The 25,633-nt window shown below is 70.3% G+C and carries 23 protein-coding genes; 20 read left to right on the forward strand and 3 right to left on the reverse strand.

Annotated features, from left to right (window positions below; all coding sequences use genetic code 11):
* Window positions 1-18 precede the first annotated feature (18 nt).
* Together G5C66_RS07595 and G5C66_RS07600 are read left to right on the forward strand one after the other, a co-directional pair.
* Window positions 19-1,026: a sugar phosphate isomerase/epimerase family protein gene (locus G5C66_RS07595; RefSeq protein WP_165110358.1), complete on the forward strand. Its 1,008-nt coding sequence runs from the start codon at window positions 19-21 to the stop codon at window positions 1,024-1,026.
* A gap of 41 nt (window positions 1,027-1,067) precedes the next feature.
* On the forward strand, window positions 1,068-2,018 hold the full coding sequence (locus G5C66_RS07600) for a sugar phosphate isomerase/epimerase family protein (protein ID WP_165110359.1): 951 nt from the start codon (window positions 1,068-1,070) through the stop codon (window positions 2,016-2,018).
* 6 nt (window positions 2,019-2,024) lie between these two features.
* Here G5C66_RS07600 and G5C66_RS07605 read toward each other — a convergent pair whose 3' ends face one another.
* Window positions 2,025-3,920 (reverse strand): rhamnan synthesis F family protein, encoded by a 1,896-nt coding sequence (locus G5C66_RS07605; protein WP_165110360.1) that lies wholly within the window; start codon window positions 3,918-3,920, stop codon window positions 2,025-2,027.
* Between the two features lie 102 nt (window positions 3,921-4,022).
* Here G5C66_RS07605 and G5C66_RS07610 point away from each other — a divergent pair, with 102 nt between their 5' ends.
* Complete coding sequence (locus tag G5C66_RS07610) at window positions 4,023-5,591, forward strand: glycosyltransferase (RefSeq protein WP_165110361.1); 1,569 nt, start codon at window positions 4,023-4,025, stop codon at window positions 5,589-5,591.
* A 57-nt stretch (window positions 5,592-5,648) separates the two neighbouring features.
* On the opposite strand, the gene G5C66_RS07615 is transcribed toward G5C66_RS07610, so the two are convergent.
* Window positions 5,649-6,695, reverse strand: a complete 1,047-nt coding sequence (locus G5C66_RS07615) for a class I SAM-dependent methyltransferase (RefSeq protein WP_165110362.1) — start codon at window positions 6,693-6,695, stop codon at window positions 5,649-5,651.
* A 196-nt stretch (window positions 6,696-6,891) separates the two neighbouring features.
* Here G5C66_RS07615 and G5C66_RS07620 point away from each other — a divergent pair, with 196 nt between their 5' ends.
* The 13 genes from G5C66_RS07620 (at window position 6,892) to G5C66_RS07680 (ending at window position 21,129) form a co-directional block, all read left to right on the forward strand.
* Window positions 6,892-7,230 carry a P-II family nitrogen regulator gene (locus G5C66_RS07620; RefSeq protein WP_165110363.1) on the forward strand — a complete coding sequence of 113 codons (339 nt, stop codon included), beginning with the start codon at window positions 6,892-6,894 and terminating at the stop codon, window positions 7,228-7,230.
* Window positions 7,231-7,280: 50 nt separating this feature from the next.
* Complete coding sequence (locus G5C66_RS07625; protein ID WP_008363338.1) at window positions 7,281-7,619, forward strand: P-II family nitrogen regulator; 339 nt, start codon at window positions 7,281-7,283, stop codon at window positions 7,617-7,619.
* Between the two features lie 22 nt (window positions 7,620-7,641).
* On the forward strand, window positions 7,642-9,852 hold the full coding sequence (locus G5C66_RS07630; RefSeq protein WP_165110364.1) for a [protein-PII] uridylyltransferase: 2,211 nt from the start codon (window positions 7,642-7,644) through the stop codon (window positions 9,850-9,852).
* Between the two features lie 60 nt (window positions 9,853-9,912).
* On the forward strand, window positions 9,913-11,475 hold the full coding sequence (gene ffh / locus G5C66_RS07635; protein ID WP_165110365.1) for a signal recognition particle protein: 1,563 nt from the start codon (window positions 9,913-9,915) through the stop codon (window positions 11,473-11,475).
* Complete coding sequence (locus tag G5C66_RS07640) at window positions 11,476-11,838, forward strand: hypothetical protein (protein WP_165110366.1); 363 nt, start codon at window positions 11,476-11,478, stop codon at window positions 11,836-11,838. It begins immediately after the preceding gene.
* 130 nt (window positions 11,839-11,968) lie between these two features.
* A complete protein-coding gene (locus tag G5C66_RS07645) occupies window positions 11,969-13,996 on the forward strand; it encodes a glycoside hydrolase family 3 N-terminal domain-containing protein (protein WP_165110367.1) in 2,028 nt (675 codons plus the stop codon).
* A gap of 79 nt (window positions 13,997-14,075) precedes the next feature.
* Entirely contained in the window at window positions 14,076-15,788 is a 1,713-nt protein-coding gene (locus G5C66_RS07650) for an FHA domain-containing protein (protein WP_165110368.1), read from the forward strand.
* 10 nt (window positions 15,789-15,798) lie between these two features.
* Entirely contained in the window at window positions 15,799-16,872 is a 1,074-nt protein-coding gene (locus tag G5C66_RS07655; protein ID WP_165110369.1) for an amidohydrolase family protein, read from the forward strand.
* Between the two features lie 172 nt (window positions 16,873-17,044).
* Window positions 17,045-17,527, forward strand: coding sequence for a 30S ribosomal protein S16 (gene rpsP / locus G5C66_RS07660; RefSeq protein WP_165110370.1), 483 nt, complete (start codon window positions 17,045-17,047; stop codon window positions 17,525-17,527).
* Between the two features lie 5 nt (window positions 17,528-17,532).
* Window positions 17,533-17,775, forward strand: coding sequence for an RNA-binding protein (locus G5C66_RS07665; protein ID WP_008363327.1), 243 nt, complete (start codon window positions 17,533-17,535; stop codon window positions 17,773-17,775).
* Window positions 17,776-17,990: 215 nt separating this feature from the next.
* The gene (gene rimM, locus G5C66_RS07670; protein WP_338144100.1) at window positions 17,991-18,560 is read left to right on the forward strand and encodes a ribosome maturation factor RimM; all 570 of its coding nucleotides are present in this window, start codon (window positions 17,991-17,993) and stop codon (window positions 18,558-18,560) included.
* Window positions 18,557-19,714, forward strand: coding sequence for a tRNA (guanosine(37)-N1)-methyltransferase TrmD (gene trmD, locus G5C66_RS26745; RefSeq protein ID WP_165110371.1), 1,158 nt, complete (start codon window positions 18,557-18,559; stop codon window positions 19,712-19,714). Before rimM ends, trmD begins: the two co-directional genes overlap by 4 nt.
* 155 nt (window positions 19,715-19,869) lie before the next feature.
* Window positions 19,870-21,129, forward strand: a complete 1,260-nt coding sequence (locus G5C66_RS07680) for an ammonium transporter (protein ID WP_165110372.1) — start codon at window positions 19,870-19,872, stop codon at window positions 21,127-21,129.
* Between the two features lie 100 nt (window positions 21,130-21,229).
* On the opposite strand, the gene G5C66_RS07685 is transcribed toward G5C66_RS07680, so the two are convergent.
* Window positions 21,230-22,441, reverse strand: a complete 1,212-nt coding sequence (locus tag G5C66_RS07685; protein ID WP_165110373.1) for a Fic family protein — start codon at window positions 22,439-22,441, stop codon at window positions 21,230-21,232.
* A 255-nt stretch (window positions 22,442-22,696) separates the two neighbouring features.
* Here G5C66_RS07685 and rplS point away from each other — a divergent pair, with 255 nt between their 5' ends.
* The 4 genes from rplS to G5C66_RS07705 all read left to right on the forward strand — a co-directional run bounded on the left by rplS (window position 22,697) and on the right by G5C66_RS07705 (window position 25,170).
* Window positions 22,697-23,047, forward strand: coding sequence for a 50S ribosomal protein L19 (rplS, locus tag G5C66_RS07690; RefSeq protein WP_165110374.1), 351 nt, complete (start codon window positions 22,697-22,699; stop codon window positions 23,045-23,047).
* 137 nt (window positions 23,048-23,184) lie between these two features.
* The gene (gene lepB / locus G5C66_RS07695) at window positions 23,185-24,090 is read left to right on the forward strand and encodes a signal peptidase I (RefSeq protein WP_165110375.1); all 906 of its coding nucleotides are present in this window, start codon (window positions 23,185-23,187) and stop codon (window positions 24,088-24,090) included.
* Window positions 24,087-24,779: a ribonuclease HII gene (locus tag G5C66_RS07700; RefSeq protein ID WP_338144101.1), complete on the forward strand. Its 693-nt coding sequence runs from the start codon at window positions 24,087-24,089 to the stop codon at window positions 24,777-24,779. Before lepB ends, G5C66_RS07700 begins: the two co-directional genes overlap by 4 nt.
* A gap of 82 nt (window positions 24,780-24,861) precedes the next feature.
* Complete coding sequence (locus tag G5C66_RS07705; protein WP_045550889.1) at window positions 24,862-25,170, forward strand: DUF2469 domain-containing protein; 309 nt, start codon at window positions 24,862-24,864, stop codon at window positions 25,168-25,170.
* Window positions 25,171-25,633 lie beyond the last annotated feature (463 nt).

A 25,633-nucleotide genomic window follows, 5' to 3' on the forward strand; every position in this document is an offset into this window, starting at 1 on the left:
CCACGTGGAAGGACAACCATGACCCGACCGATCACCCTCTTCACCGGCCAGTGGGCCGACCTGCCGTTCGAGGAGGTCTGCCGCCTCGCCTCCGAGTGGGGCTACGACGGCCTGGAGATCGCCTGCTGGGGCGACCACCTCGACGTCTGGCAGGCGGCCGAGGACGAGACGTACGTCCAGGCGAAGCTGGACCTGCTGGAGAAGCACAACCTCAAGGTCTTCACGATCTCCAACCACCTCAAGGGCCAGGCGGTCTGCGACGACCCGATCGACCAGCGCCACCAGGACATCCTGCCCGCCAAGATCTGGGGCGACGGCGACCCCGAGGGCGTACGCCAGCGGGCCGCCGAGGAGATGAAGATGACCGCCCGGGCGGCGAAGAACCTCGGCGTCAAGACCGTCGTCGGCTTCACCGGCTCCGCCATCTGGAAGTACGTCGCGATGTTCCCGCCCGTCTCCCAGGAGACGATCGAGGCCGGCTACCAGGACTTCGCCGACCGGTGGAACCCGATCCTCGACGTCTTCGACGAGTGCGGGGTGCGGTTCGCCCACGAGGTCCACCCCTCCGAGATCGCCTACGACTACTGGTCGACCGTCGCGACGCTGGAGGCGATCGGCCACCGGGAGGCGTTCGGGCTCAACTGGGACCCCAGCCACATGGTGTGGCAGCAGGTCGACCCGGTCGGGTTCCTGTGGGACTTCCGCGACCGGATCTACCACGTGGACTGCAAGGACACGAAGATGCAGACCGGCAACGGCCGCAACGCCCGCCTCGGCTCCCACCTCGCCTGGGCCGACCCGCGCCGCGGCTGGGACTTCGTCTCCACCGGCCACGGCGACGTGCCCTGGGAGCAGTGCTTCCGGACGCTCAACGCGATCGGCTACGAGGGCCCCATCTCGATCGAGTGGGAGGACGCCGGCATGGACCGCCTCGTCGGTGCCCCCGAGGCGCTCGAGTTCGTGCGCCGGCTCGCCTTCGACGCCCCGGACGCCGCCTTCGACGCCGCGTTCAGCACCAACGACTGACTCGACCCCCGAGAGTTCGACAACCCCGAGAGGAACCATCCATGTGTTACGGATACGACGGTGAGAGCGCGCTGCGGCGATCACTCGCCGAGCGAGGTCTGAGCCGCCGCTCGATGCTCAAGGGCGCCCTGGGCGCCGTCGCCGGTGGTGCCGTCCTGGCCGCCGCACCAGGCCTGCCGTCCCCGGCCGCGGCGGCCGTGGCCGGGACCCGCCGGGTCCCGCCGGGCCGGATCAGCATCCAGCTCTACACGCTGCGCAGCGTGATGAGCGGTGACGGCGTCGACCGCACGCTGGCGACCCTGGCCGATCTCGGTTATCCGCGGGTCGAGCTCGCCGGTCTCTACGGGCGTACGGCCACCGCCATGCGGGGCACGCTCGACTCCCTGGGGCTGCGGTCCTCCTCGAGCCACGACGGCATCAGCGCCTCGCCGGCAGCGCTCGAGGCCAAGCTCGACAACGCCGAGACCATGGGTCAGCGGTTCATCAACGTGCCCTACCTGGCGTCGAGCTCGCTGGCCGACTGGCAGCGATGGGCCGCGCAGATGAACGTCGAGGCACAGGCCGCGAAGGCCCGCGGGCTGGCGTACGGCTACCACAACCACGCCCACGAGTTCACGACCGACCTCGGTGGCGGCGTCACCCCGTGGGACGTCTTCACCAGCGAGCTGGACCCGGCCTACGTCCACCTCGAGGTGGATCTCTACTGGGCGGTGACGGGCGGCGTGAACCTCGGCATGTCCAACGAGGACGCGATCGACTTCGCCATCGACACGATCGCCGCCGCCCCGCAGGCGGTGCGGCAGTACCACGTCAAGGACCGTAACCCCGCCACTGGCGACCACTGCGACCTCGGCACCGGCTTCATCGACTTCTCGAAGATCTTCGCCGCCCACGCGGTGGAGGAGTACATCGTCGAGAACGACACCCCTGAGGTCACTCCGATCCAGACCGCGGAGGTCGGCTACTCCTACCTGCGCCGTCTGCGCTACTGACCCGCGTCAGAACGCGCGCCGCTTGAGCTGGCCCGCCGCCCGCCGCAACGGGTTGCGGGCCAGCTCCTCCTCCAGGTGGCGTACCTGCTCCTCGAGCTCGGCCACCCGCTCGGGAAGCCGGCGGCCGGCGCGGCGCTCGGCCCTGATCAGCTGGGCCTTCTCGGAGTGGGCGTCGGTGAGGCGTACGGTCTCGGGGGCCACGGCGGGGACCAGCTCGGGGGCGTCGACGGTCTCGCCGGGGACGGCCGGGCGGGCGGCGACCTGGAAGGTCTCGACCATCGCGTCGGGCTGGTCCCGGACCCACTCGGCGACGGCGTACGGCAGGGTCTTCTGCGGCACCCCGAAGGCGGAGACCAGCGGGTCGGCGAGGGTGCCGCGCAGCTCGGTCGCGACCAGACTGGCGTCGGCCAGCAGGCGCATCAGGCCAGCGCGGTCGAACGACCGCAGCGGCTCCCGGTCCACCGGCAGCGGCGTGGTCGACCAGTGTCCCTGCAGGACCGCCAGCCTGCGCGAGCCGTGGGTGGCGTTGGGGGTGGAGACCACGATCCGCCCCTGCGGGGCAAGCAGTCCGCGGGCGTCCTCGAGCACGGCGGCCGGGTCGGGAGCGTACTCGAGGAGCTCGGCGAGCACCACCACGTCGAAGCTGCCCGGCGCGAAGAGATCGGTCAGGGGAGTGGCGAGCGGGTCGGCGACGACCACGTCGGCCAGCTCCCGGCCCGCGTACGCAGCAGCCTCCTCGTCCCTCTCGACACCCGTCACCTGGCACCCCTGGGCGCCGAGCCGGCGGCCGATCTCGCCGGTCCAGCAGCCGACCTCGAGCACCTCCGGGGCTGAGCCGACCAGGGCCGCGATCTGGGCCGGGGGAGCGTTGTCACCGTCCAGCGACCCGGTCGCGAACCGGTTGGAGGGCCGCAGCCCGGCGGCGGGGCCGGCGGTGGTGCCGTAGCCGGCGCAGTAGGCCAGCGACCTGCCGTCGAGGCGACGCTCGGCGGTCAGCGGCACCACCTTGGTGAGTCGGCGCCCGCGCGCCTCCCGGGTCTCGTCGAGGTAGGCGCGCACACCCGAGAACTCGTCGGGATAGGCCTGCTCGCAGTGGCGCAGCAGCGCCTCGGCGTCGAGGGCGTAGGGGTCGTCGCGCAGCGTCTCGATCTTCACGATCGGCAGCCGGCCGCCGTCGAGCACGCTGTCGGCCATCGTGTTGCACGGGTTGGGCGGCTGGTTGCCGATGTTGCGTACGAGGTTCCACTCGGCGGTCGTGGCCGGGAGCAGGTGAGGGTCGACGTCGGGGTCGAAGGTGATGTTGACGCCCATCCAGGACCGGCGTGCCCGGGCGCGCCGGTGCTCGTACGCCCGCGGCACGAAGTAGGCGTCGTAGGTCAGGCCGGCCTCGGCGAGCCGGCGGGTCAGGCCGACCTCGTAGCGCACGATCACCTCGGCGCGGTCGTCGAGCGGCTCGAAGTCGCGCCAGAACGCGACGAACGCCTCCGAGGCGACGGCGGCGGGGGTGAAGCCCACGAAGTAGCTCTGGACGTGGTCGTCCATCTCCTGGTTGCGGGTCAGCCCCCAGAAGTCGACCCCGCGTCCGGCCATCTCCTCGAAGATCTGCTCGGGCGGCACCACCGGCCCGATGAAGCTGTCGTTGGCCAGCACCACGAGGTCGAACCGCGCCAGGTCGCCGGCGGCATCCAGCCCGGCCCGGTAGGAGGCGAAGTCGTAGCCCCGGTTGTCGCGCTCGACCACCTGTGCGCGGGCCTGCGCCCAAGCGCGGTCCTCGTCGCGCAGGCCCCCTGCGGAGACCACGACGACCTCGGCCGCGGCTGCGTACGTCTCGATCTGGTGGCGCACATGGGGCCACAGCCTGCCCTCGGTGTCGTACGTCGCCAGCACTACCAACCGCGGCACGGTGAAACCTCCGAGAAGATGGGATGTCGGCCTTCACCCTAACCAGGTCGCGGCCCGTGTCGGGTTCCGCCCAACCCTGGTGGGCGGCATAGGCTGAAGCCCATGCCATCGCCCCGGGTATCGCTTATCACTGCTGTCTACAACCCGCCCGCCGATGCCTTCGAGGACACGATCGCGTCGGTCCTCGCCCAGTCCTACGACGACTGGGAGTGGATCCTGAGCGACGACAAGTCGCCGGAGTCCTGGGTGCTTCCGCGGCTGCGTGAGCTGGCCGCGAGGGACCGACGCGTACGGATCGTCGAGCGCCCGGAGAACGGCGGGATCGTGGCCGCGTCGAACTCCTCGCTGGCCGAGGCGACCGGTGAGCTGGTCGCCCTCCTCGACCACGACGACGTGCTCGAGCCCAACGCGCTGGCCAAGATGGTCGACGCCTACGACCGGTTCGACGACCTCGACTACGCCTACAGCGACCAGGACCTGATGAGCGACGCGGGCGAGCTCCGCGACGCCTACTACAAGCCCGACTGGTCGCCGGAGCGGCTGCGCCACCACAACTACTGCACCCACTTCTCGGTCTTCCGCCGCTCCGTCGTGGAGGAGGCCGGCGGGTTCCGGGAGGGCTTCGACGGATCCCAGGACCACGACCTCGTGCTGCGGGTCAGCGAGCGAGCCCGGCGCATCGTGCACGTCCCCGGCGTGCTCTACCACTGGCGCCAGGTCCCGGGCTCGGCCGCCGCCGACAACCAGGCCAAGCCGTACGCCTGGGACGCCGGCGTGCGCGCCGTGCAGGCACACCTGGACCGTGTCGGGATCCGGGCGACGGCCACCCGCGGGGTCTCGCCCGGGCTCTACCGTGTCGAGCGCGAGCCCGACCTGGAGACCCCGGTCAGCGTGATCATCCCGACGATCGGCACCAGCGCGATCGTGTGGGGCGAGAAGCGCGCCATGGTCGTCGAGACCGTCCGCTCCGTGGTCGCCACCAGCAAGCACCGCGACCTCGAGTTCGTGATCGTCTACGACACCCCGACCCCGGCCCCGGTGCTGGAGGCGCTGCGGGCCATCGAGGGCGCCGACATCAAGCTCGTCGAGTTCACCGAGAAGTTCAGCTTCAGCGCCAAGTGCAACGTCGGCGCGGCGCACGCGCGTGGAGACGTGCTGGTCTTCCTCAACGACGACATGGAGGCGTACTCCGAGGGCGTCATCGAGAACCTGATCGCGCCGCTGCGCGAGCCCGACGTCGGCATGACCGGCCCCAAGCTCCTCTTCGAGGACCTCCGCATCCAGCACGCCGGCCTCGTCTACGGCAGCGGCACCATCACCCACGCCTACTACCGGGCCCGCCCCGAGGAGCGTGGCAACCACGGCGAGCTGCACATCAACCGGGAGACCTCCGCGCTCACCGGCGCCTGCGTGGCGATGCGGCGCGAGGTCTTCTTCGACGCCGGCGGGTTCAGCGAGCGCCTGCCCGTCAACTACAACGACGTCGACCTGTGCCTCAAGGTCCGTCGCTCACTCGGCCTGCGGCTGGTCTGGCTCCACGACGTCGTCCTCTTCCACTTCGAGTCGGTCAGCCGCGACAACGCCGTCCACGACTGGGAGAAGGACTTCGTCAACAACCGCTGGGGCAACTACAAGCACGTCCGCGAGGGCTACTCCAACAACGTGAGGTGAACCGAGGTGAACCTCCCGTCGAGTCGGCTCGTCAAGACGGGCCGACTCGACGGGAGGTCAGCTCTGGGCGGCGCGACGGAGGCGGCGGACGACCCGGCGGCCGAAGTTCCGCACCGGGTGCCGGTTGGCGTACGTCAGGTCGGCCTCGAGGCCGGCGACCTTGCCGCGCAGCCGCTCGATGCGCTCGCGGCGGCGGCGGTTGACCTCGCGGGCCTCGCGCAGCTGCTTGGACAGGGTGCCGACCCGCGCCTGGGCGGAGTTGGCCGAGGCCTGGATGCCGAGGATGTGGTCGCGGGTGGCCAGCCGCGAGCGGGTGACCTCCTCGAACTGCCGGGTGTGCTCGTCGCGGAGCCGGACCTCGTCGGCCGGGGCGGCCTGGACGAGCTCGGGCGGCGCCGGCGCGACCTCGCCCTCGGCGAGCGGCCGGGCGGAGAGCTGGAACTGGTAGACCAGCGCGTCGGGCTGCTGACGCACCCACTCCACGGCGACCTCGGGAAGCTGGCGGGGGTCGACCGAGACCTCCACGTTGAGCGGGTCGGCGGTGGTGCCGCGCAGCTCCTCGACGGCGTAGCCGGCCTCGGCGAAGAGCGCCAGCAGCCCCTCGCGCGAGTAGAACTTGATGTGGGTGCGGTCCAGCAGGCCGGTGTCGGTGGTCTGCCAGCGGCCCTGCAGGAGGGCGAGCCGGACCGAGCCGTGGGTGACGTTGGGGATCGAGATGACCACCCGGCCGCCGGGGGCGAGCAGCTCACGGGCCTGCTCCAGCGCGGCCCGAGGGTCGACGAGGTGCTCGAGGACGTCGGCGAAGATCACCACCTCGAAGGAGCCGGGCTCGACGATCTCGGTCAGGGGCGTCGCGTCGAGGTCGGCGATGATGACCTTCTCCAGCACCTTCTCGGCCAGGCCGGCCGCCTCGGGGTCGATCTCGATGCCGGTGACCGTGCAGCCGCGCTCGGTGAGGATCCGGCCGACCTCGCCGGTCCAGCAGCCCACGTCGAGGACCCGCTTCCCCTCGCCCGCCGAGGCGGCCGACTCAGCCAGGTCGAGGACCTGCACGTGGCTGGTGTTGCGGTGATCGAGGTCGATCTCGACGGCGTAGTGCGACATGCGACGAGGGTAGCGACCTTTGGTGGCCTCGCGCGGGTCCGGCACGGGTGATTTGCGGGCTGTTTCGGTGCTATGGCGACGTACGGGGAAAAGGTCTGTTACACAGTGGAAACAGACGCCACGGGGTGTCGAAACGTCCCCGGGTGAGGGTGGCGGTGAAGATGGCAGGATCAAGGACCTCTGGAGGCGCCCTCTCGTGAAGCTCGTGACCGCAGTGATCAAACCCCACAAGTGGGAGGACGTGCGCGAGGCCCTGGAGGCCTTCGGTGTGACCGGGATGACCGTCTCGGAGGTCTCCGGCTACGGCCGGCAGAAGGGTCACACCGAGGTCTATCGCGGTGCGGAGTACGACATCGCGCTGGTGCCGAAGATCCGCATCGAGATCGTGGTGGAGGACGAGGACGCCGCGGACGTCGTCGGCATCGTCGTGAAGACCGCGCAGACCGGACGGATCGGCGACGGGAAGGTCTGGCTCAGCCCGATCGAGTCCGTCGTCCGTGTACGGACCGGTGCGCGCGACACGGACGCGCTCTGACTAGGCTTCCTGGCAGTGTCGGTCCATCGAATCCCCACCGGAGGAGACAAATGAAGCTCGTCACGGCAGTGATCAAACCCCACAAGTGGGAGGACGTCCGCGTCGCTCTCGAAGCTGTCGGTGTCACCGGCATGACCGTCTCCGAGGTCTCGGGCTACGGCCGGCAGAAGGGTCACACCGAGGTCTACCGGGGTGCTGAGTACGACGTCGCCCTGGTCCCGAAGATCCGCATCGAGATCGCCGTGCCCGACGAGGAGGTCGAGTCGGTGGTCAGCGCCATCGAGACCTCGGCGAAGACCGAGCGCATCGGCGACGGCAAGGTCTGGGTCTCCCCGTTGGAGACCATCGTGCGGGTCCGCACCGGCGACCGCGACGACGCCGCGATCTGAATCTCATAGCCAGGGGGCGAGTGTGACCGCTGAGGGGCGGGCGGAGCGCACGGCCCAGGCCGACGAGCACTGCGCCAAGGCGTACGCCGCGGCCGGCGGCCCCGAGGTCGGGGTCGCCCTGGTCGCGGTCGGGGGATACGGGCGCGGGGAGCTCGCGCCCTTCTCCGACTGGGACCTGGTGCTGGTGCACGACGACGATGTCGTCGTCGGGGAGGTCGCCGAGCAGGTCTGGTACCCGCTCTGGGACGTCGCACCCAAGCTCGACCACTCGGTACGGTCGTTCTCGGAGATGCTCTCCGCCTCGACCGGCGACCTCCGGGTCGCGCTGGGGCTGCTCGACATCCGGCACCTGGCCGGCGACCGCGGGCTCGTGCTGCGGCTGCGTACGACGATGCTGGCGCACTGGCGCAAGCACGCCCGCTCCCTGCTGCCCGAGCTGAGGACGATGAGCGTGGAGCGGCACCGGCGCGCCGGTGAGCTCGCACACGCCTCGGTGCCCGACCTGAAGGAGATGTACGGCGGGCTGCGCGACGCGGTCGTGATCAAGGCGATCGTGGCGACCTGGCTGGTCGACGTGCCTGCGGTCGACCTGGAGAAGTCGCGCCGCGCCCTGCTCGACGTGCGTGACCTGGTGCAGGAGATCGCCGGCCGGGCCACCGACCGGGTCGTGCCGGAGATGTGGGACCAGCTCGCCGAGCGGCTCGAGCTGGCCGACGCTCGCACCGCGCAGGCCCACGTCCGCACCATCGGCCGCCGCCTCACCCACCTCTCCCGGCTGGCCTGGCGGCGGGTGGACGGGGTGCTCGAGCGCTCGCGCCCCGGAGCGCCACGGCGTCCCAGGCTGGCGCCGTTGGGCGGTGGCCTGGCGCTCGCCTCCGGCGAGGTGGTGCTGGTGCCCGGCGCCCGGCCGGCGCGCGACCCGCTGATGCTGCTGCGCGCCTCGGCGCTCGCCGCCGAGCACGGCGTCGCGCTGGCGCCGCCGACCGCCGCACGACTGGCCCGGGACACCCCGGCGCTGGCCGAGCCGTGGCCGGAGGAGGCGCGTCACCTCTTCCTCCGGCTGCTCGGCGCCGGACGCGGCCTGCTCGCGGTCTGGGAGACGTTGGAGGAGACCGGTGCGGTCTCCCGGATCCTGCCCGAGTGGGAGCGGATCCGGCTGCTGCCGCACGCCTCGATCATCCACCGCTTCACCGTCGACCGGCACACCATCGAGACCTGCATCGAGGCGGCCGCGCTGCTGCCGCGCGTCGCCCGCCCCGACGTGCTGCTGGTCGCGGCGCTGCTCCACGACATCGGCAAGGGGTCGCTGACCGAGCACAGCGTCGCGGGGGAGCCGATCGCCCGCCGGATCGCCTCCCGGATGGGCTTCCCCGACGAGGAGGTCAACCTGATCGCGCTGCTGGTGCGCTGGCACCTGCTGCTCTCCACGACCGCGACCACCCGCGACCCCGACGACCCGGCGACCGTCGACCTCGTGGTGGACACGATGGGCGACGCGGAGGCGCTCGCGCTGCTCACCGCGCTCACCGAGGCCGACGCCCGGGCCACCAGCGCCCAGGCCTGGACCAGCTGGCGGGCCCGGCTCATCCTCGACCTCTCCCGGTGGGCCGGGCGGGTCCTCGATACCGGCATCGCCGCGGGGGAGCGGCCGCAGGCCGCCGTCGAGATCCCCGAGAACGTACGTTCCGGGGCGGCGTCCTTCCGCACCGAGCCGCTCGCCGACGGCGCCCGGGTGTGGGCGATCGCGCCCGACCGGCTCGGCCTGCTCGCCGACCTCGCTGCCACGTTCGCGGTCGCGCGACTTCCGGTCCGGGCCTGCCGTGCCTGGCCGCAAGGCGGTTTCGGGGTCAGCGTCTGGGACCTCGACGACTCCTACGTGGACGCCGCGGTGCTGCGTACCCGGTTCTCGGCGATCACCGAGGGCCGCCTCGACCCGGCGACCCGGCTGGCGCCCAGCGCGGCCGCGCGGGGGAGCGAGCCCTCGGTCGTGGTCCGGCCCGAGGCCTCCAGCACGGCCACCGTCCTCGAGGTACGCACCATCGACCGCCCCGGGGTCGTCTACACCGTCGCCGCCGCGCTGGCCCGGATGGAGATCGCCGTCCGCTCCGCCCACATCTCCACCCTCGGCCCGCAGGCCGTCGACGTGTTCTACCTGCAGGAGGCCTCCGCCGGCGCCCTCGCCGAGCAGCGCGCGGCCGAGGCGGCGCACGCGGTCCGGGCGGCCCTCGAATAGCACCTGACGTACAACCGTTCGTTAGTCTTTGCAGGACAACCACTCTGCTGAAGGACCGCTTTGTTCGCCACGCTCTCCGACCGGCTCGCCACGACGTTCAAGAACATCCGGGGCAAGGGCCGCCTCACCGATGCCGACATCGATGCCACCGCTCGCGAGATCCGGATCGCGCTGCTCGAGGCCGACGTCGCGTTGCCGGTGGTGCGCGAGTTCGTCGCCCGGGTCAAGGAGCGGGCGCGCGGCGAGGAGGTCAGCCAGGCGCTGAACCCGGCCCAGCAGATCGTCAAGATCGTCAACGACGAGCTGGTCACGATCCTCGGTGGTGAGACCCGCCGCCTGCGCTACGCCAAGACCGGCCCGACGGTCATCATGCTCGCCGGTCTGCAGGGTGCCGGTAAGACCACCCTGGCCGCGAAGCTCGCGCTGTGGCTGAAGGAGCAGGGCAAGGCGCCGCTGCTGGTGGCCGCCGACCTGCAGCGACCCAACGCGGTCAACCAGCTCCAGGTCAACGGTGAGCGGGTCAACGTCCCCGTCTTCGCGCCGCAGCCGGGCAACGGTGTCGGCAACCCGGTCGAGGTCGCCCGCGAAGCCGTCGAGGAGGCCAAGCGCAAGCTCCACGACGTGGTCATCGTCGACACCGCCGGCCGCCTCGGCATCGACGAGGAGCTGATGAAGCAGGCCGCCGACATCAAGGCGGCGGTCAACCCCGACGAAGTCCTCTTCGTCGTCGACGCGATGATCGGTCAGGACGCGGTCAACACCGCGCAGGCCTTCCTCGACGGCGTCGGCTACGACGGCGTCGTCCTCACCAAGCTCGACGGTGACGCCCGCGGTGGTGCGGCGCTCTCCATCGTCCAGATCACCGGCAAGCCGGTCATGTTCGCCTCCAACGGCGAGAAGATGACCGACTTCGACCTGTTCCACCCCGACCGGATGGCCGGCCGCATCCTCGACATGGGCGACATGCTCACCCTGATCGAGAAGGCCGAGAAGACCTTCGACCAGGCGCAGGCGCAGCAGGACGCGGCCAAGCTCGCGACCGGCGAGTTCACGCTCGAGGACTTCCTCAAGCAGATGCAGCAGCTCCAGAAGCTCGGCTCGATGTCGAAGCTGATGGGCATGCTGCCGGGCATGGGCCAGTTCCGTGAGCAGCTCGACAACTTCGACGAGCGCGAGATCGACCGGATCAAGGCGATCATCCAGTCGATGACCCCGGCCGAGCGTGCCAACCCGAAGATCCTCGACGGCTCCCGCCGCGCCCGCATCGCGAAGGGCTCGGGCCGCCAGGTCTCCGACGTCAACCAGCTCATCCAGCGCTTCACCGAGGCGTCGAAGATGATGAAGCAGCTCGCCGCCGGCGGCGGCATGCCCGGGATGCCGGGCGCCCCCGGTGCCGGCTTCGGCAAGCGTGCCGGCGCCAAGCAGGTGGCCCAGAAGAAGAAGGGCAAGGGCGCTCGCAAGTCCGGCAACCCGGCCAAGGCCGCCCAGCAGGCCAAGGCCGCAGCCGAGAAGAAGCCGGCAGCCGCCAACCCGTTCGGGGTGCCCGGGGGCGAGGAGATCGACTACGAGAAGGCGGCCGCCGAGCTCAACCTTCCGGCCGACTTCTCCAAGTTCCTCAAGTAAGTGGCAACGGTCCTGGTCGTCGACGGCGCCAACGTCGTCGGTGCCCGCCCCGACGGCTGGTGGAAGGACCGTGCGGGCGCCGCGCGCCGGCTCCACGAGGCGCTGCTGGTCGCCGATCTCCCGCAAGACCGGATCGTCCTGGTCCTGGAGGGACAGGCCAAGGGCGGCGTACGTCCGGGGCGGGACGCCCACGTGCACACCGTCCACGCGCCCAAGGACGGCGACGCCGCGATCGTCGCGACCGTGCGGGAGGCGCTGGAGAAGGGTGACCGGGTGACGCTGGTGACCGCCGACCGGATGCTGCAGGCTCGCTGCGGCGGCGCCACGGCGCTCGGCCCGTCCTGGCTGCTTGACCAGATCTGAGGATTTCGCCCGGTTACGCGTGCGTAGCCATTGACCTCGGGTGTGATCGCCGTCACGCTGGGAGCGCTCTCACGAGCTCTGGCGCCTCACCGCCGAGGCGTCGGCAGATCACTCTCAGGAGGCCTGTCCCGTGCGATCACCCAGACAGCGCGGCGCGATCGGCGGAGCCTCGGCTCTCGCCGGCCTGCTCTGCGCCACGCTCCTCGTCACTCCCGCGTCCAGCGCGGCTTCGGCGAGTTCCACGGCCGGCGCCGAAGCCGGCACCGAAGTCACCACCGCAGCCACCCGCTCGGGCCACGCGCTGCCGTACCAGAACCCCCGACTCTCCACGAAGACCCGCGTCGCCGACCTGCTCGCCCGGATGACCCTGGCCGAGAAGGTCGGCCAGATGGCCCAGGCCGAGCGCGCCGACGTCGCCGCAGATCCCAGCCAGATCGCCACGCTCGGGCTCGGCTCGGTGCTGTCCGGCGGCGGCTCGACCCCGGCCGAGAACACTCCCGAGGCCTGGGCCGACACGGTCGACGCCTTCCAGGAGCAGGCGCTCTCGACCCGGCTCGGGATCCCGCTGCTCTACGGCGTGGACTCGGTCCACGGCCACGGCAACCTCAACGGCGCGACCGTGTTCCCGCACAACATCGGCCTGGGCGCCACCCGCGACCCGGAGCTCGCCGAGCGGATCGGGCACATCACGGCCGAGGAGACCCGCGCCTCCGGGCCGCAGTGGACGTTCGCCCCGTGCATCTGCGTCGCCCGCGACGACCGGTGGGGGAGGACGTACGAGTCCTTCGGCGAGGACCCGAAGCTCGCCGCCAGGATGGCGCAGATGATCGAGGGGTTCCAGGGCGACCGCGGCGACCTCGACGACCCCGACCGCGTGCTGGCGACCGCCAAGCACTTCGCCGGCGACGGGTTCACGACCTTCGGCACCGGAGAGGGCGACTACACGATCGACCAGGGCATCACCCAGGCCTCGCGCTCGGAGTTCGGGAAGCTGGCGCTCTCGCCGTACGTCACCGCGATCAAGAAGCACGACGTCGGGTCGGTGATGCCGTCCTTCTCCAGCGTCGACTGGACCGAGGACGGCCTCGGCAACCCCCTCAAGATGCACGCCCACGAGGAGCTCGTCACCGGCTGGCTGAAGGAGAAGCAAGGCTTCGACGGCCTGGTGATCTCCGACTGGCGGGCGATCCACCAGATCCCGGGGACGTACGCCGAGCAGGTGGCCATCTCGGTCAACGCCGGTGTCGACATGTTCATGGAGCCGTTCTCCGGCGACACGGTCGGCTACCCGCAGTTCATCGAGACGCTGATCGCAGCGGTCGAGAGCGGCGCCGTCCCGATGGCCCGCATCGACGACGCGGTCTCCCGGATCCTGACCGCGAAGTTCGACCTCGGCCTCTTCGAGAAGCCGTTCACCGACCGGCGCAACATCGACGAGATCGGCAGCGCCGCCCACCGTCGGGTCGCCCGAGAGGCGGTGGCGAAGTCGCAGGTCCTGCTGAAGAACGGCCGACACACGCTCCCGCTCGACGGCGGCGACGACGTCTACGTCGCCGGCAGCAAGGCCGACAGCATCGGCGACCAGGCAGGCGGCTGGACGATCACCTGGCAGGGCAACTCGACCCACCAGATCCCCGGCGACACGATCCTCGACGGGATCGAGTCCGCCGCCCGTGGCGAGGTGACCCACTCGCCCGACGCCTCCGCGCCGGTTCCCGCCGGGGCTCACGGTGTCGTGGTCGTCGGCGAGCACCCGTACGCCGAGGGCTTCGGTGACGTCGGCGGCCCGCGCTGGGGCTACGACCCGGGCGAGGGCGGCGTGCTCCGACCGGCGCTGACGATGCACCTCAGCGACGCCGACACCGCCGCGATCCAGACCGTCTGCGCGGCCGCGGCGACCTGCACGGTCCTGGTCGTCTCCGGGCGCCCGATGATCATCCCGCCCGAGCTCCTCAGGCAGATCGACGCGCTGGTCGCCTCCTGGCTGCCGGGCACCGAGGGCAAGGGGGTTGCCGACGTGCTCTTCGGCAAGCGTGCGTTCACCGGGAAGCTCCCGGTGACCTGGCCCCGCTCGGTCGACCAGGAGCCGATCAACATCGGCGATTCGGACTACGACCCGCTGTTTGCGTACGGACACGGTCTGAAGACCCGCCGCTAGATGAGACGGCCCGGTCCGAGTTCGGCGAATCTTCGATTCGCGACACTTGGATCGGGCCGTTTCGGTGCATGATCTGTCCATGCAGACGCTTCGCGTAGACGTATCGGGACGTGCGCTCAGCTTCCCGCCCGACAAGATCGTCAGGATCGGACGTTCGATCGATGCCGACGTGGTGCTCTCGTCCTCCTCGGTCTCGCGTGCTCATGCCGAGCTCCGCCCGGACCCCTCCGGGTGGAAGCTGGTCGACGTGGGCTCCGCCGGCGGGACGTACGTCGCCGGCAGCCGCGTCACCGAGGTGCCGTTGACCGGGGCGACCGAGATCCAGCTGGGCCCGGCCGGGCCGGGCTCGACGATCACCGTGACGCTCGACGACGCGCCGGTCGCGGCCGGTGCTCCGCGTGCCCAGGCACCGGCTCCTCCGCCTCCACCGGCGGGTCTCGCCGGTCCGGGAGCGCCCGCGGCCCCGCCCGCTGGGGTGCCCGCAGTGGGCCCTGGGGTTCCCGGCCACCAGCCGCCCGCGCCCCCGGCTCAGTCGGCGGACGACGGGATCTCCGAGATGACGATCGCGCCCGGGATGGCGCGGCCCGCTGCGCCCGGCCAGGCGCCGACGCCACCGACCGGCCCCGACCTGCTGCTGGTGGCCGAGGGCAAGGAGCACCGCTTCCGCCACCCGGTCACGGTGACCATCGGCCGTGCGGCCGACAACTCGGTCGTGCTGGAGGACCAGGGCGTCTCGCGCCAGCACGCCCGGCTGGTCGCCAAGCCCGGTGGCTGGACGTTCGAGAACGCCTCCCAGACCGGCTCCTTCCTCAAGGGGAAGCCGCTGGCGCGCGAGGACATCGACGAGGAGACCGAGATCCGCCTCGGCCACCCGGTCGCCGGCGAGATCCTCAAGGTGATCCCGATCTACGCTGCCGAGGTCGAGGTCGCCCGCGCCGCCGCCAAGCGCCGTAACAAGCTCCTGCTGTGGGGTGGGATCGGGGCAGCGGCCGCCGTCGTGGTCATCGGACTCGTCATCGCGATGTTCGTCGTACCCGGTGGCGACTCGGCCGCCCAGGACACCGGCCTGACCAAGGAGGAGCTCAACAGCGCGCAGCGGGCGGCCGTCTGGATCACCTACGCGCCGACCCAGGACACCATCGCCATGGGCTCCGGTTCGATCGTCACCTCCGACGGCAAGATCCTCACCAACGCCCACGTCGCCGACCCGGCGAAGATCCCGGAGTACGCCGCGCGGGGCGAGGTGTCGCCCGAGTTCGTCAACATCCACATGACCGACCCGGCTGAGGGCTACAAGGTCGGCGAGCCCGACTACGTCGCCAAGGTCATCGAGTCCGACGGCGAGGTCGACAGCGCGGTCGTGCAGATCGTCGCCGACGCCGAGGGCAACGCGGTGGACCCGTCCTCGCTGGACCTGCCGACCATCTCGCTCGGTGACTCCGATGCGGTCGACCGTGGTGACTTCATCGCGACGATCGGCTTCCCGATGCTGCCGAAGGAGAGCTTCGCCGACAAGGAGGGCGTGCTCTTCCAGCCGCCGACGGTCGCCGAGGGCAACGTCGCGACCATCTTGTCGTTCGAGGGGGAGGAGCGGGCCGTCTTCGACGTCACCGCCCGGATCTCCAGCGGCAACTCCGGTGGCTCCGCGGTCAACGACGACGGCGAGCTCGTCGGCGTACCGACCTCCATCGGGTGGGACGAGAACAACGTCGTCACCGGTCAGGTGATCCCGCTGGCCCAGCACTTCCCGATCCTCGAGGCGGCCGGGGTGAAGGTCCCGGCGAGTAGGTAACCTGCGTCACATGACTGCTCTGCGCTTCTCCGGTCCGGTCCTTCCCGATGGAGAGGTGCGGGACCTCTACGTCCTCGACGGCCGCATCACCTACGAGCGGCCGTCGGGGGCGGAGACCGGCGCCTCCGGCTGGATCGTCCCGGGTCTCGTCGACGCCCACTGCCACATCGGCCTGGGGCCCGACGGGGCGGTCGACGCGGAGACCGCCGAGGCCCAGGCGATCGCTGACCGCGACGCGGGCGCCCTGCTGATCCGGGACGCGGGCTCCGCCGCCGACACCCGCTGGGTGCAGTCCCGCGACGACCTGCCACGGCTGATCCGCGCCGGCCGCCACATCGGACGTACGAAGCGCTACATGCGCAACTACGCCGACGAGGTCGAGCCCGACGGTCTGGCCGAGGCCGTCGAGCGGCAGGCCCGCTCCGGCGACGGCTGGGTCAAGCTCGTCGGCGACTGGATCGACCGCGCCGAGGGGGACCTGAAGCCGTCCTTTCCTGCCGAGTCGTTCGCCGAGGCGATCAAGGTGGCCCACGACAACGACGCCCGGGTGACCGCCCACTGCTTCGGCCACGAGGTCCTCCCGGGCTTGATCGAGGCCGGGATCGACTGCATCGAGCACGGCACCGGCCTCACCCCTGACCTCGTCGAGGCGATGGCCGAGCAGGGCACCGCACTCGTCCCGACCGTCGCCCAGCTGGAGATCTTCCCCGGTCTGGCCGCGGCCGCGGAGCCGAAGTTCCCGACGTACGCCGCCACCATGGACGACCTCTACGCGCGCCGTCGCGAGACGATCATGAGCGCCTACGAGGCGGGCGTCGCCCTCTACGCCGGGTCCGACGGCGCGGGCGACCAGCTGCACGGCGTACTGCCCAAGGAGGTCCTGGCGATGCACGGTCTCGGCCTCCCCGCCGACGTCGTGCTCGGGGCCGCCTCCTGGCGCGCGCGGGAGTGGCTCGGCTGGAACCCCGGCCTCGCCGAGGGTGACCCGGCCGACTTCGTCGTCTACGACACCAACCCCCTCGACGACCTCACCGTCCTCGGCCGTCCGACGGCCGTCGTGCTCCGCGGGAAGATCTACGCGTGACCTCCTGAGATTTCGCCGGTTCCGGGGACCTCTGGCAAACTTGTGCGCGTGTCCTGTGCGCAGGGACCCTCTCACCCCGCGCGACAGTGCCCGCCGAAGCTGCCTGACGGGTGTCCCCACACCGACACGGGCCTCTTCACCCATATTCGATTCCGAAGGAATACCACCAACAGTGGCTGTCAAGATCCGCTTGAAGCGCCTGGGCAAGATCCGGGTTCCGCAGTACCGCATCGTCGTCGTCGACTCCCGCAAGAAGCGCGACGGCGCTGTCATCGAGGAGATCGGTCTCTACCGTCCCAAGGAGGAGCCGAGCTTCATCCAGGTCGACTCCGAGCGCGCCCAGTACTGGCTCGGCGTCGGCGCCCAGCCGACCCCGGCTCTCGAGGCGATCCTCAAGGTGACCGGCGACTGGCAGAAGTTCAAGGGCCTCCCGGGCGCCGAGGGCACCCTCAAGGTCGCCCCGCCGAAGCCCGACAAGCTCGAGCTCTTCAACAAGGCCCTCGCCGAGGCGCACGCCTCCGCCGGTGCCGAGGCCGTCACCAAGAAGTCCGCCAAGAAGGACGAGAAGGCCGCCGAGGAGCCCAAGGCTGAGGAGGCTCCGGCCGAGGAGCCCAAGGCCGAGGAGACTCCGGCCGCCGCTGAGGCCGAGGCCTGAGCAGCATGCTCGCCGAAGCTCTCGAGCACCTCGTCCGAGGAGTCGTCGACAACCCGGACGAGGTGAGCGTGCGCGACAAGCAGCTTCGTCGCGGCTCCGTCCTCGAGGTCCGGGTCCACCCCGACGACCTCGGCAAGGTGATCGGCCGCGGCGGCCGCACCGCCACCGCGTTCCGCACGGTCATCTCCGCGCTGGCCGGCAAGGGCGGCGCGCGGATCGACTTCGTCGATGTCGACGGCGGTCGCTGAGCACCGGCTGCACCAACTCACAACGGGCGTCACTCCTTCGGGAGTGGCGCCCGTTGCTCGTTTTCGGGGGCCGGTTCCCCGTGTAACACGTCGTTCGTAGTACTACTCACCCTATCTGAACGACCGGATAGTGCTACGAACAGCGTGTTACAGCCGGCCCGGCAGCCAGCACCGAGGAGTTCGGCCCGACGTACGCGACCCTCTAGGCTCACCTCGTGGAGTTGATCGAGGTGCTGGTCGGACGGATCGGCAAGCCGCACGGGATCCGCGGATTCGTGACCGTCGAGGTGCGGACCGACGAGCCCGACAGGCGGTTCGCCGAGGGGACGGTGCTGCGGACGCAGCCGCCCAAGGGATCGGCGTACGCCGCGAAGCGGCTGACCGTGGAGGGCGCCCGGTGGCACGGGCAGGTGCTCCAGGTCGCCTTCGAGGAGATCACCGACCGCAACGAGGCCGAGGCGGCCCGGGGGACGCTGCTCTTCGCCGACGTCCCGGCCGAGGAGTCGCCCGAGGACCCCGACGAGTACTACGACCACCAGCTGATCGGTCTGACCGCCTTCGACGAGGAGGGCCGCGAGCTCGGCACGGTGAAGTCGCTGGTCCACGGCGGCGCACAGGATCTGCTGACGATCCGCACCCCTGACCGCCGCGACGCGCTGGTGCCGTTCGTGAAGGCGCTGGTGCCGGTCGTCGACCTGACCGAGAAGAAGGTCGTCATCGCCGACCGCCCCGGGCTCGTCACGCCCTTCCCCGAGAGCACCGAGGACGAGGACGACGCGAAGTGAGGCTCGACTACCTCACCATCTTCCCCGACTACCTCGCGCCGCTCCGGCTGAGCCTGCCGGGCAAGGCGATCGAGTCCGGGCTGCTGGAGATGCACGTCCACGACGTACGCGCCTGGACCCACGACAAGCACCGCACCGTCGACGACACCCCTTATGGCGGTGGCGCCGGGATGGTGATGAAGCCGGAGCCGTTCGGCGAGGCCTTCGACGAGCTGGCGATCGACGGCGCGACGGTCATCGTGACGACGCCGAGCGGTGAGCCGTTCACCCAGAGCCTCGCGCGCGAGCTCTCGACAAGGGACCGCCTCGTCTTCCTGCTCGGCCGCTACGAGGGCATCGACCAGCGCGTGCTCGACCACGCCGCCACCCGCGCCGAGGTCCGCGAGATCTCGCTGGGCGACTACGTACTCAACGGGGGAGAGGTCGCCGCGATGGCGATCACGGAGGCCGTCGTACGCCTGCTCCCCGGGTTCATGGGCAACGCCGAGTCGCTGGTGGAGGAGTCCCACGAGGACGGCCTGCTCGAGTACCCGGTCTACACCAAGCCCGCCTCCTGGCGCGGTCTCGAGGTCCCGAAGGTGCTGCTCAGCGGTGATCACAAGCGCATCGCCGAGTGGCGGCACGAGCAGGCGGTGGAGAGAACGTCCGTACGCCGCCCCGACCTGCTCCACGCCTCCCAGGCGGCCACGGAGTGGGAGATCGTGCCCGCCGTACGCGCCGACGCGCCGGAGCTGCACACGCTGCAGCTCGCCTGCTGGGTCCAGGAGATGCACGACAACCCGGGCGTCGCGATCCCACCGCTGCACGAGTCGCTCGACGACACGGTGCGCGCGCTGGAGACCCACGACGTCTACGTCGTCCGCTCCGGTGGCCGGCTGGTCGGCTCGGTCCGTGCCCGGCTCGATGGCGACGTCTGGGAGATCGGCCGGCTGATGACCGCCCCCGATCTGCAGGGACGAGGCCTCGGCCGCCAGCTGCTCGATCACATCCAGGCGGTGGCTCCGGCAGGTGCCACGACCCTCTCGCTGTTCACCGGTGCGAAGAGCGAGCGCAACCAGAAGATCTACAAGAAGGCCGGGTTCCGGCTGCGCCGCGATCTCGACGCGCCACCGGGCGCCGTCATCCTGACGAAGACCCGCGGTCGTCGGCGGTAACGGTTCGGCAACCGCCAACTCTGTTACTTTTCCGTAACACTAGACATCTGTCTCTGAAACGAAGCGTCGCAACGATGCCGGGCAATACGTGCGACGAGCGATGTGGCTCGCGTGACGTCACAGCCCCATCCGAGACTCAATCAATGAGGCACTGAATGTCTGTCGAACTTGCGTGGCAACTCTTGTGCGCGGCCCTGGTCATCTTCATGACCCCCGGCCTCGCCTTCTTCTACGGCGGTCTGGTGAAGGCCAAGTCCGTCGTCTCCATGATGATGCTGAGCTTCGGCTCGATCGCCGTCGTCACCATCCTCTACGTCCTCTACGGAGGCACCGGCATCGCCGGTAACGGCACCAGCGGCGGCAGCCAGTTCTTCGGCAACCCGTTCGAGGACTTCGGCATGACGAGCCTTGCCTCCGGGGCTGCCGGCGAGGAGACCGCCAACCTCTTCGGCGGTCACGCGTTCCTGGTCGCGTTCTGCATCATCACCGTCGCGCTGGTCTCCGGTGCGGTCGCCGACCGTGCCCGCTTCTGGCCCTGGATGATCTTCGCCGCGCTGTTCTCCACCTTCGTCGTCTTCCCGACCTTCCGCTGGATCTGGGGCATCGACGCCGAGGGCAACTTCTACGGCTGGCTCGCCAACAACGTCTACGGTCTCGGCGCTGCGCTCGACTGGGCCGGCGGTACGGTCATCCACCAGTCCGCCGGTGCTGCAGCCCTCGCGCTGGCGCTCGTGCTCGGTCGCCGCAAGGTCGGCTTCTCCAAGGAGGAGACGGTCGCTCACAACGTACCGCTGGTGCTGATCGGTGCAGCGATCCTCTGGTTCGGCTGGTTCGGCTTCAACACCGGTGTCTTCGGTGCCGGTGAGGGCCAGACCTCGCTGATCTTCCTCAACACGCTCCTCGCCCCGGCCGCCGCCATGATCGGCTGGCTCGTCGTCGAGCAGTTCAAGGACGGCAAGCCGACCGCCGTCGGCGCTGCGTCCGGCATCGTCACCGGTCTGGTCGCCATCACCCCGGCCTGTGCGTTCCTCACCCCGGTCTGGGCCCTCGTGCTCGGCCTGGTCGCTGGTGCCATCTGTGCCGTCGCGATCGAGCTGAAGTTCAAGCTCGGCTTCGACGACACCCTCGACGTGGTCGGCATCCACCTCGTCGCCGGGTTCATCGGCTGCCTCTGGGTCGGTATCTTCGGCTCGGCCGACCTGGTCGGTCGCGACACGATCCTCGACGGGCTCGGCTTCGCCCAGTTCGGTGCGCAGCTGCTCTCCTCGATCACCGTCATCGCGTTCTCCTTCGTGATCGCGTACGTCATCGGCTTCGCGATCGAGAAGACCATCGGCTTCCGCGCCACCGAGGAGGACGAGGTCGCGGGCATCGACACCGTGCTCCACGAGCCGGGCTACTCCGAGCTCGGCTGATCTCCGACGCTGTCTCGCGAGGTCCGTCCCGGTTCGCCGGGGCGGGCCTCGCTGCGTACGTGCGGGATGTTCACCGAGGTAACTCGGTCAGCATCCGACATCACCGCGGCCCGTACGGCAGCTGCCTCGCCTGGTGCTGGATGCGAGCGCTGAGGTCCTCGACCTCGGCCAGCACCGCGGGTGCGAGCCATACGGGGGAGCGGCGGGTGCGCTTGGCGCGGGTGAGGACGCCGACCCGCTCCAGGCCCTCGATCGTCCCCGCAGAGTCCTCGAGCTCCAGCTGCTTGGTCACGAGCTCGACGTTGACGATGGGCTCCTCGGTGAGCAGGTCGAGAAGCCGGTACGCAGCAGTCCCCGGCCGCGGGTTGCCGGCCGTCTCGCCCCAGGCCGCCCGGATGCCCTCCAGCGTCTCGGCCGTCTTCCACGACTCGGTCGTGGCGATGGTGGTGGACGCGGCCAGCATGGCGATGATCGTGGCCGCGGTGCCGGCCCGGTAGTCGTTGAGGGCGGCGAAGTAGCGGTCGCGGTGGGCGACCAGGGCCGAGGCGATCGGCACGGTCAGGTGGCGCGAGGCACGGCGCCGCCGGAGGACGGCGTGGATGAGCGCCCGACCGATGCGGCCGTTGCCGTCGATGAACGGGTGGATCGACTCGAACTGGGCGTGCACGATCGCCGCCTGCGCGATCGGGGCGAGGTCGTCCCTGTTGGCGAAGGCGACCAGGTCCTCGATGTAGTCGACCACCGTCTCCGGCGGCGGTGGCACGTGCAGGGTGTCGCGGGGCGCGTAGTCCGAGCCGCCGACCCAGTTCTGAACGACCCGGAACCGCCCGGCGTTGGCGGCCTCGTCGGGATGGCGCGCGAACAGGTCGTGGTGGGCGCGCAGGATCGCGTCGGAGGTGATCTTGCGGGTGGTGTCGGCCTCCCGGATCAGCCGCTCCATCGCCTGGGTCGCGGACGCCATCGAGGTTGCGGAGGCGTTGGCTCCGATCCCGAGCAGCGCGCGCCCGTAGTCGGCCAGGCTCGCCTCGACGTGCTCGATCTTGGAGGAGTCGATCGCCTCGGTGCGCAGCTGCAGGTGGTTGAGCCCGTCCATCGTCCGGCCGTGGACCAGGTCGAGGTGACGCAGCGCGCCGGCGCTGGCGGTCGTCATCGCCGCCACCGGTCGCTCGAGGACCAGGTCGAGGTCGGCGATGTGGGGCGGCAGGGCCACCGTGACCTCGCGGAGCAGCCGGTCCGCACGTGGCCCGCGCGGGATCCGCTGCCGGTAGGGGCGCGTCTCATAGGTGTGCGGCGGCCAGTCGGTGTCGGTCACGGGGGAATCCTTGCACGGGCGTCCAGCCGCTGCGTACGTCTCGATTCTCGGCGGTCCGCGGCGCTGTGGCAGACTTGTGAGCCGGTCCAGTCGGCCGAAGCACGCTCCGAAGAAGACACCCGGAGGTGTCGCGACGGCTCCTGCCACAGGGGGAACCGTACGCCGCCGGCCAACGTGACTGGGCCACCGCCAAAGATCGCCCTGACCAGGGCATGGATGACCGCGATCGACCTGTGGCGAGCGCGAGGAGAGATGATGAGCAACGTACTCGCTGAGGTCGGCAACGCCTCCAAGCGCGACGACCTGCCGGAGTTCCGCGCCGGTGACACCGTCAAGGTGCACGTCAAGGTCGTCGAGGGCAACCGGTCCCGCGTCCAGATCTTCCAGGGCGTCGTGATCCGCATCCACGGTGCCGGCATCGGCCGCACCTTCACCGTCCGCAAGGTCTCCTTCGGCGTGGGTGTCGAGCGCACCTTCCCGCTGCACTCCCCGATCTTCGAGCAGATCGAGGTCGTCACCCGCGGTGACGTCCGTCGCGCGAAGCTCTACTACCTGCGCAACCTGCGCGGCAAGAAGGCGAAGATCAAGGAGCGCCGCGAGGCGTGAGCGGCTGGGGCCTGATCGGCGAAGCGTTGCGAGCCCGATCTGCCCCAGGCCGAGGCGTGAGCCTCGGAGGTCTGAGGGTTTCCTGAGCAATGCGAGTCGATGAGGCTCGTTGTGGAGGAACTCTCTAGACTCACCGCGTGACTTCGAACGACCGCGATCCTTCCGTCGGCGTCGGGCCCCAGGCCCGCTGGGACGGGCCCGACATGGGGGGATCGCGGTCGTTCTCGTCTTCTCCCCAGGCACCGCGCTGGACCCCCGAGCAGGCGGGCCACGGGCGCGGCCCGCGCCGCGAGGAGGAGGAGCACAAGCCGCGCCTGTCGGCATGGCAGGAGGGCATCGTCCTGGTCGTGCTGGCGGTGCTCGTCGCGGTCGTCGTGAAGGCGCTGTTCGTGCAGGCCTTCTACATCCCGTCCGAGTCCATGGAGCCCGGCCTGCAGGGTGGTCCGTCGGTGGCCACCGACGACCGGGTGCTCGTCGAGAAGCCGTCCTACTGGCTCTCCGGCACCCCGCAGCGCGGCGATGTCGTGGTCTTCTCCGACCCGGGCTCCTGGCTGGGGGTCGACGAGTCGGCCGGCCCCGACAACATCATCGGCCAGGGGCTCGCGGTCATCGGTCTCTACCCCGAGGGCGGCCACCTGGTGAAGCGCGTCATCGGGGTCCCCGGCGACGTGATCGAGTGCTGTGACAAGCAGGGTCGGCTGATCGTCAACGGTGTCCCGATCGACGAGCCGTACGCTCGACCCTCCGAGACCAAGTGCGGCCGCCCCAACAAGGAGGGCGAGTGCTTCGGACCGATGCCCGGGAGCCGTCACTGGGAGGTCGGTCCGGTGCCCGAGGGGTCGCTGTTCGTGATGGGTGACAACCGGGCCAACTCCGCCGACTCGACCGTCCACATGTGCACCGCCAACGAGACCGACTGTGCCCTGGTGCCGTGGGTGCCGGAGGAGAACGTCGTCGGCAAGGTCGTCGCTCTCGGCTGGCCGCTGGATCGGGCAAAATGGATCCACCGACCCAAGAGCTTCGAGGACGTGCCATCACAGTGAGCAGTGCCCCCAACCTGCGTGTCGAGCGATCGATGCTGCGCGACGGCATCACCTATCTCGGTGCCGTCGACGAGGTGGGGCGCGGCGCGCTCTGCGGGCCGGTCTCGATCGGGATCGTGGTGATCTCCGCGGCGACGCGGACAGCACCCCAGGGCGTACGCGACTCCAAGCTGCTCACTCCCGAGGCCCGCGAGACGCTCGCGCCGAAGGTGCGCCGCTGGGCGGTCGACTCGGCCGTCGGGCACGCGCTGGCCTCGGAGATCGACGAGGTCGGGATCATGGCCGCGATGCGGCTGGCCGGTCAGCGGGCGCTGGGTGCTCTGGACGTACGTCCCGACGCGCTGCTGCTCGACGGCAACCACAACTACCTGAGCCCGCCGGTGCAGGAGGGGCTCTTCGGTGAGGTCTCCGCGATGATGGAGGAGGTCGAGGTGCCGCCGGTGACGACGATGATCAAGGCCGACATGAAGTGCGCCGCCGTCGCCGCCGCCTCGATCCTGGCGAAGACCTCGCGCGACGCGCTGATGGTCGCGCTGCACGAGGAGTACCCCGACTACGCGTGGGCCGACAACAAGGGCTACTCCGCGCCCGCCCACATCGCCGCGCTCGAGCGGCTGGGCCCGTCGGCATATCACCGCCGCTCGTGGAGTCTTCCCGGCACTTCGCCGGTCTTGGCCTTAGAGTCCTGAACATGAGCGAGCGTCAGCGAGCGACCATGGATCTCAGGCCGCCGCGTCCGTATTCTCCGCTTTCCTCGACGGAGGCGGCGGCATGAGCGCGGAGGATCTCGAGAAGTACGAGACCGAGATGGAGCTGACCCTCTACCGCGAGTATCGCGACGTGGTCGGCATCTTCAAGTACGTCGTCGAGACCGACCGCCGCTTCTACCTGTGCAACCAGGTCGACGTGCGGGCGCGCACGGACTCGGGGGACGTCTACTTCGAGGTGTCGATGAACGACGTCTGGGTGTGGGACATGTACCGGCCCGCACGGTTCGCGAAGGCGGTCAAGGTGCTCACCTTCAAGGACGTCAACGTGGAGACGCTCAACCCGACCGATATCGACCAGCCGCTGGACTGACGGTGCCTGGATCCGGGGGCCAGTTGCCGTCCACAGGCCGGTCTCGATCCTGGGTTATCCCCAGGCGCCCCGGAACCGGACCGAACTGTCGGTGCTCGCGATGAGTCTGGACCTCGAAGCCGAAGGGCAGGAGGTCCACGATGAGTTCAACGGCACCGGCGCGGATCGCGCTGGGAAACTACGGCGAATCGGTCGCCGAGAGGCATCTGGTCGAAGCAGGGATGACCCTGCTCGACCGCAACTGGAAGGGCCTACTGCGTAACCATAGAGCCAGCGACACCCCCACACAACCCATGCGTAAGACGCCGCACACACCGCGCGACAGGAGGACAGGCGCCAGAACGCACAAAAGCCCCGTGCCAGCGTCGGCACGGGGTTGCAGTGGGGCTCGGGTCAGGTGGTGCGCGCTTCGTCGCCGTCGCGCTCGACAGGACGCGCCAGGGCAGCCGTAGCGCCCAACGCG

The sequence above is a fragment of the Nocardioides turkmenicus genome (genome assembly GCF_011045035.1).
Classification (GTDB): Bacteria; Actinomycetota; Actinomycetes; order Propionibacteriales; family Nocardioidaceae; genus Nocardioides; species Nocardioides turkmenicus.

Excerpts from the sequence above, each read along its gene's own strand:
- rplS (WP_165110374.1), top strand. The coding sequence starts at position 22,697 with ATGAGCAACGTACTCGCTGAGGTCGGCAACGCCTCCAAGCGCGACGAC.
- G5C66_RS07655 (WP_165110369.1), top strand. The coding sequence starts at position 15,799 with ATGACTGCTCTGCGCTTCTCCGGTCCGGTCCTTCCCGATGGAGAGGTG.
- G5C66_RS07595 (WP_165110358.1), top strand. The coding sequence starts at position 19 with ATGACCCGACCGATCACCCTCTTCACCGGCCAGTGGGCCGACCTGCCG.
- G5C66_RS07680 (WP_165110372.1), top strand. The coding sequence starts at position 19,870 with ATGTCTGTCGAACTTGCGTGGCAACTCTTGTGCGCGGCCCTGGTCATC.
- G5C66_RS07610 (WP_165110361.1), top strand. The coding sequence starts at position 4,023 with ATGCCATCGCCCCGGGTATCGCTTATCACTGCTGTCTACAACCCGCCC.
- G5C66_RS07665 (WP_008363327.1), top strand. The coding sequence starts at position 17,533 with ATGCTCGCCGAAGCTCTCGAGCACCTCGTCCGAGGAGTCGTCGACAAC.
- G5C66_RS07600 (WP_165110359.1), top strand. The coding sequence starts at position 1,068 with ATGTGTTACGGATACGACGGTGAGAGCGCGCTGCGGCGATCACTCGCC.
- G5C66_RS07615 (WP_165110362.1), bottom strand. The coding sequence starts at position 6,695 with ATGTCGCACTACGCCGTCGAGATCGACCTCGATCACCGCAACACCAGC.
- G5C66_RS07625 (WP_008363338.1), top strand. The coding sequence starts at position 7,281 with ATGAAGCTCGTCACGGCAGTGATCAAACCCCACAAGTGGGAGGACGTC.
- G5C66_RS07705 (WP_045550889.1), top strand. The coding sequence starts at position 24,862 with ATGAGCGCGGAGGATCTCGAGAAGTACGAGACCGAGATGGAGCTGACC.
- G5C66_RS07650 (WP_165110368.1), top strand. The coding sequence starts at position 14,076 with ATGCAGACGCTTCGCGTAGACGTATCGGGACGTGCGCTCAGCTTCCCG.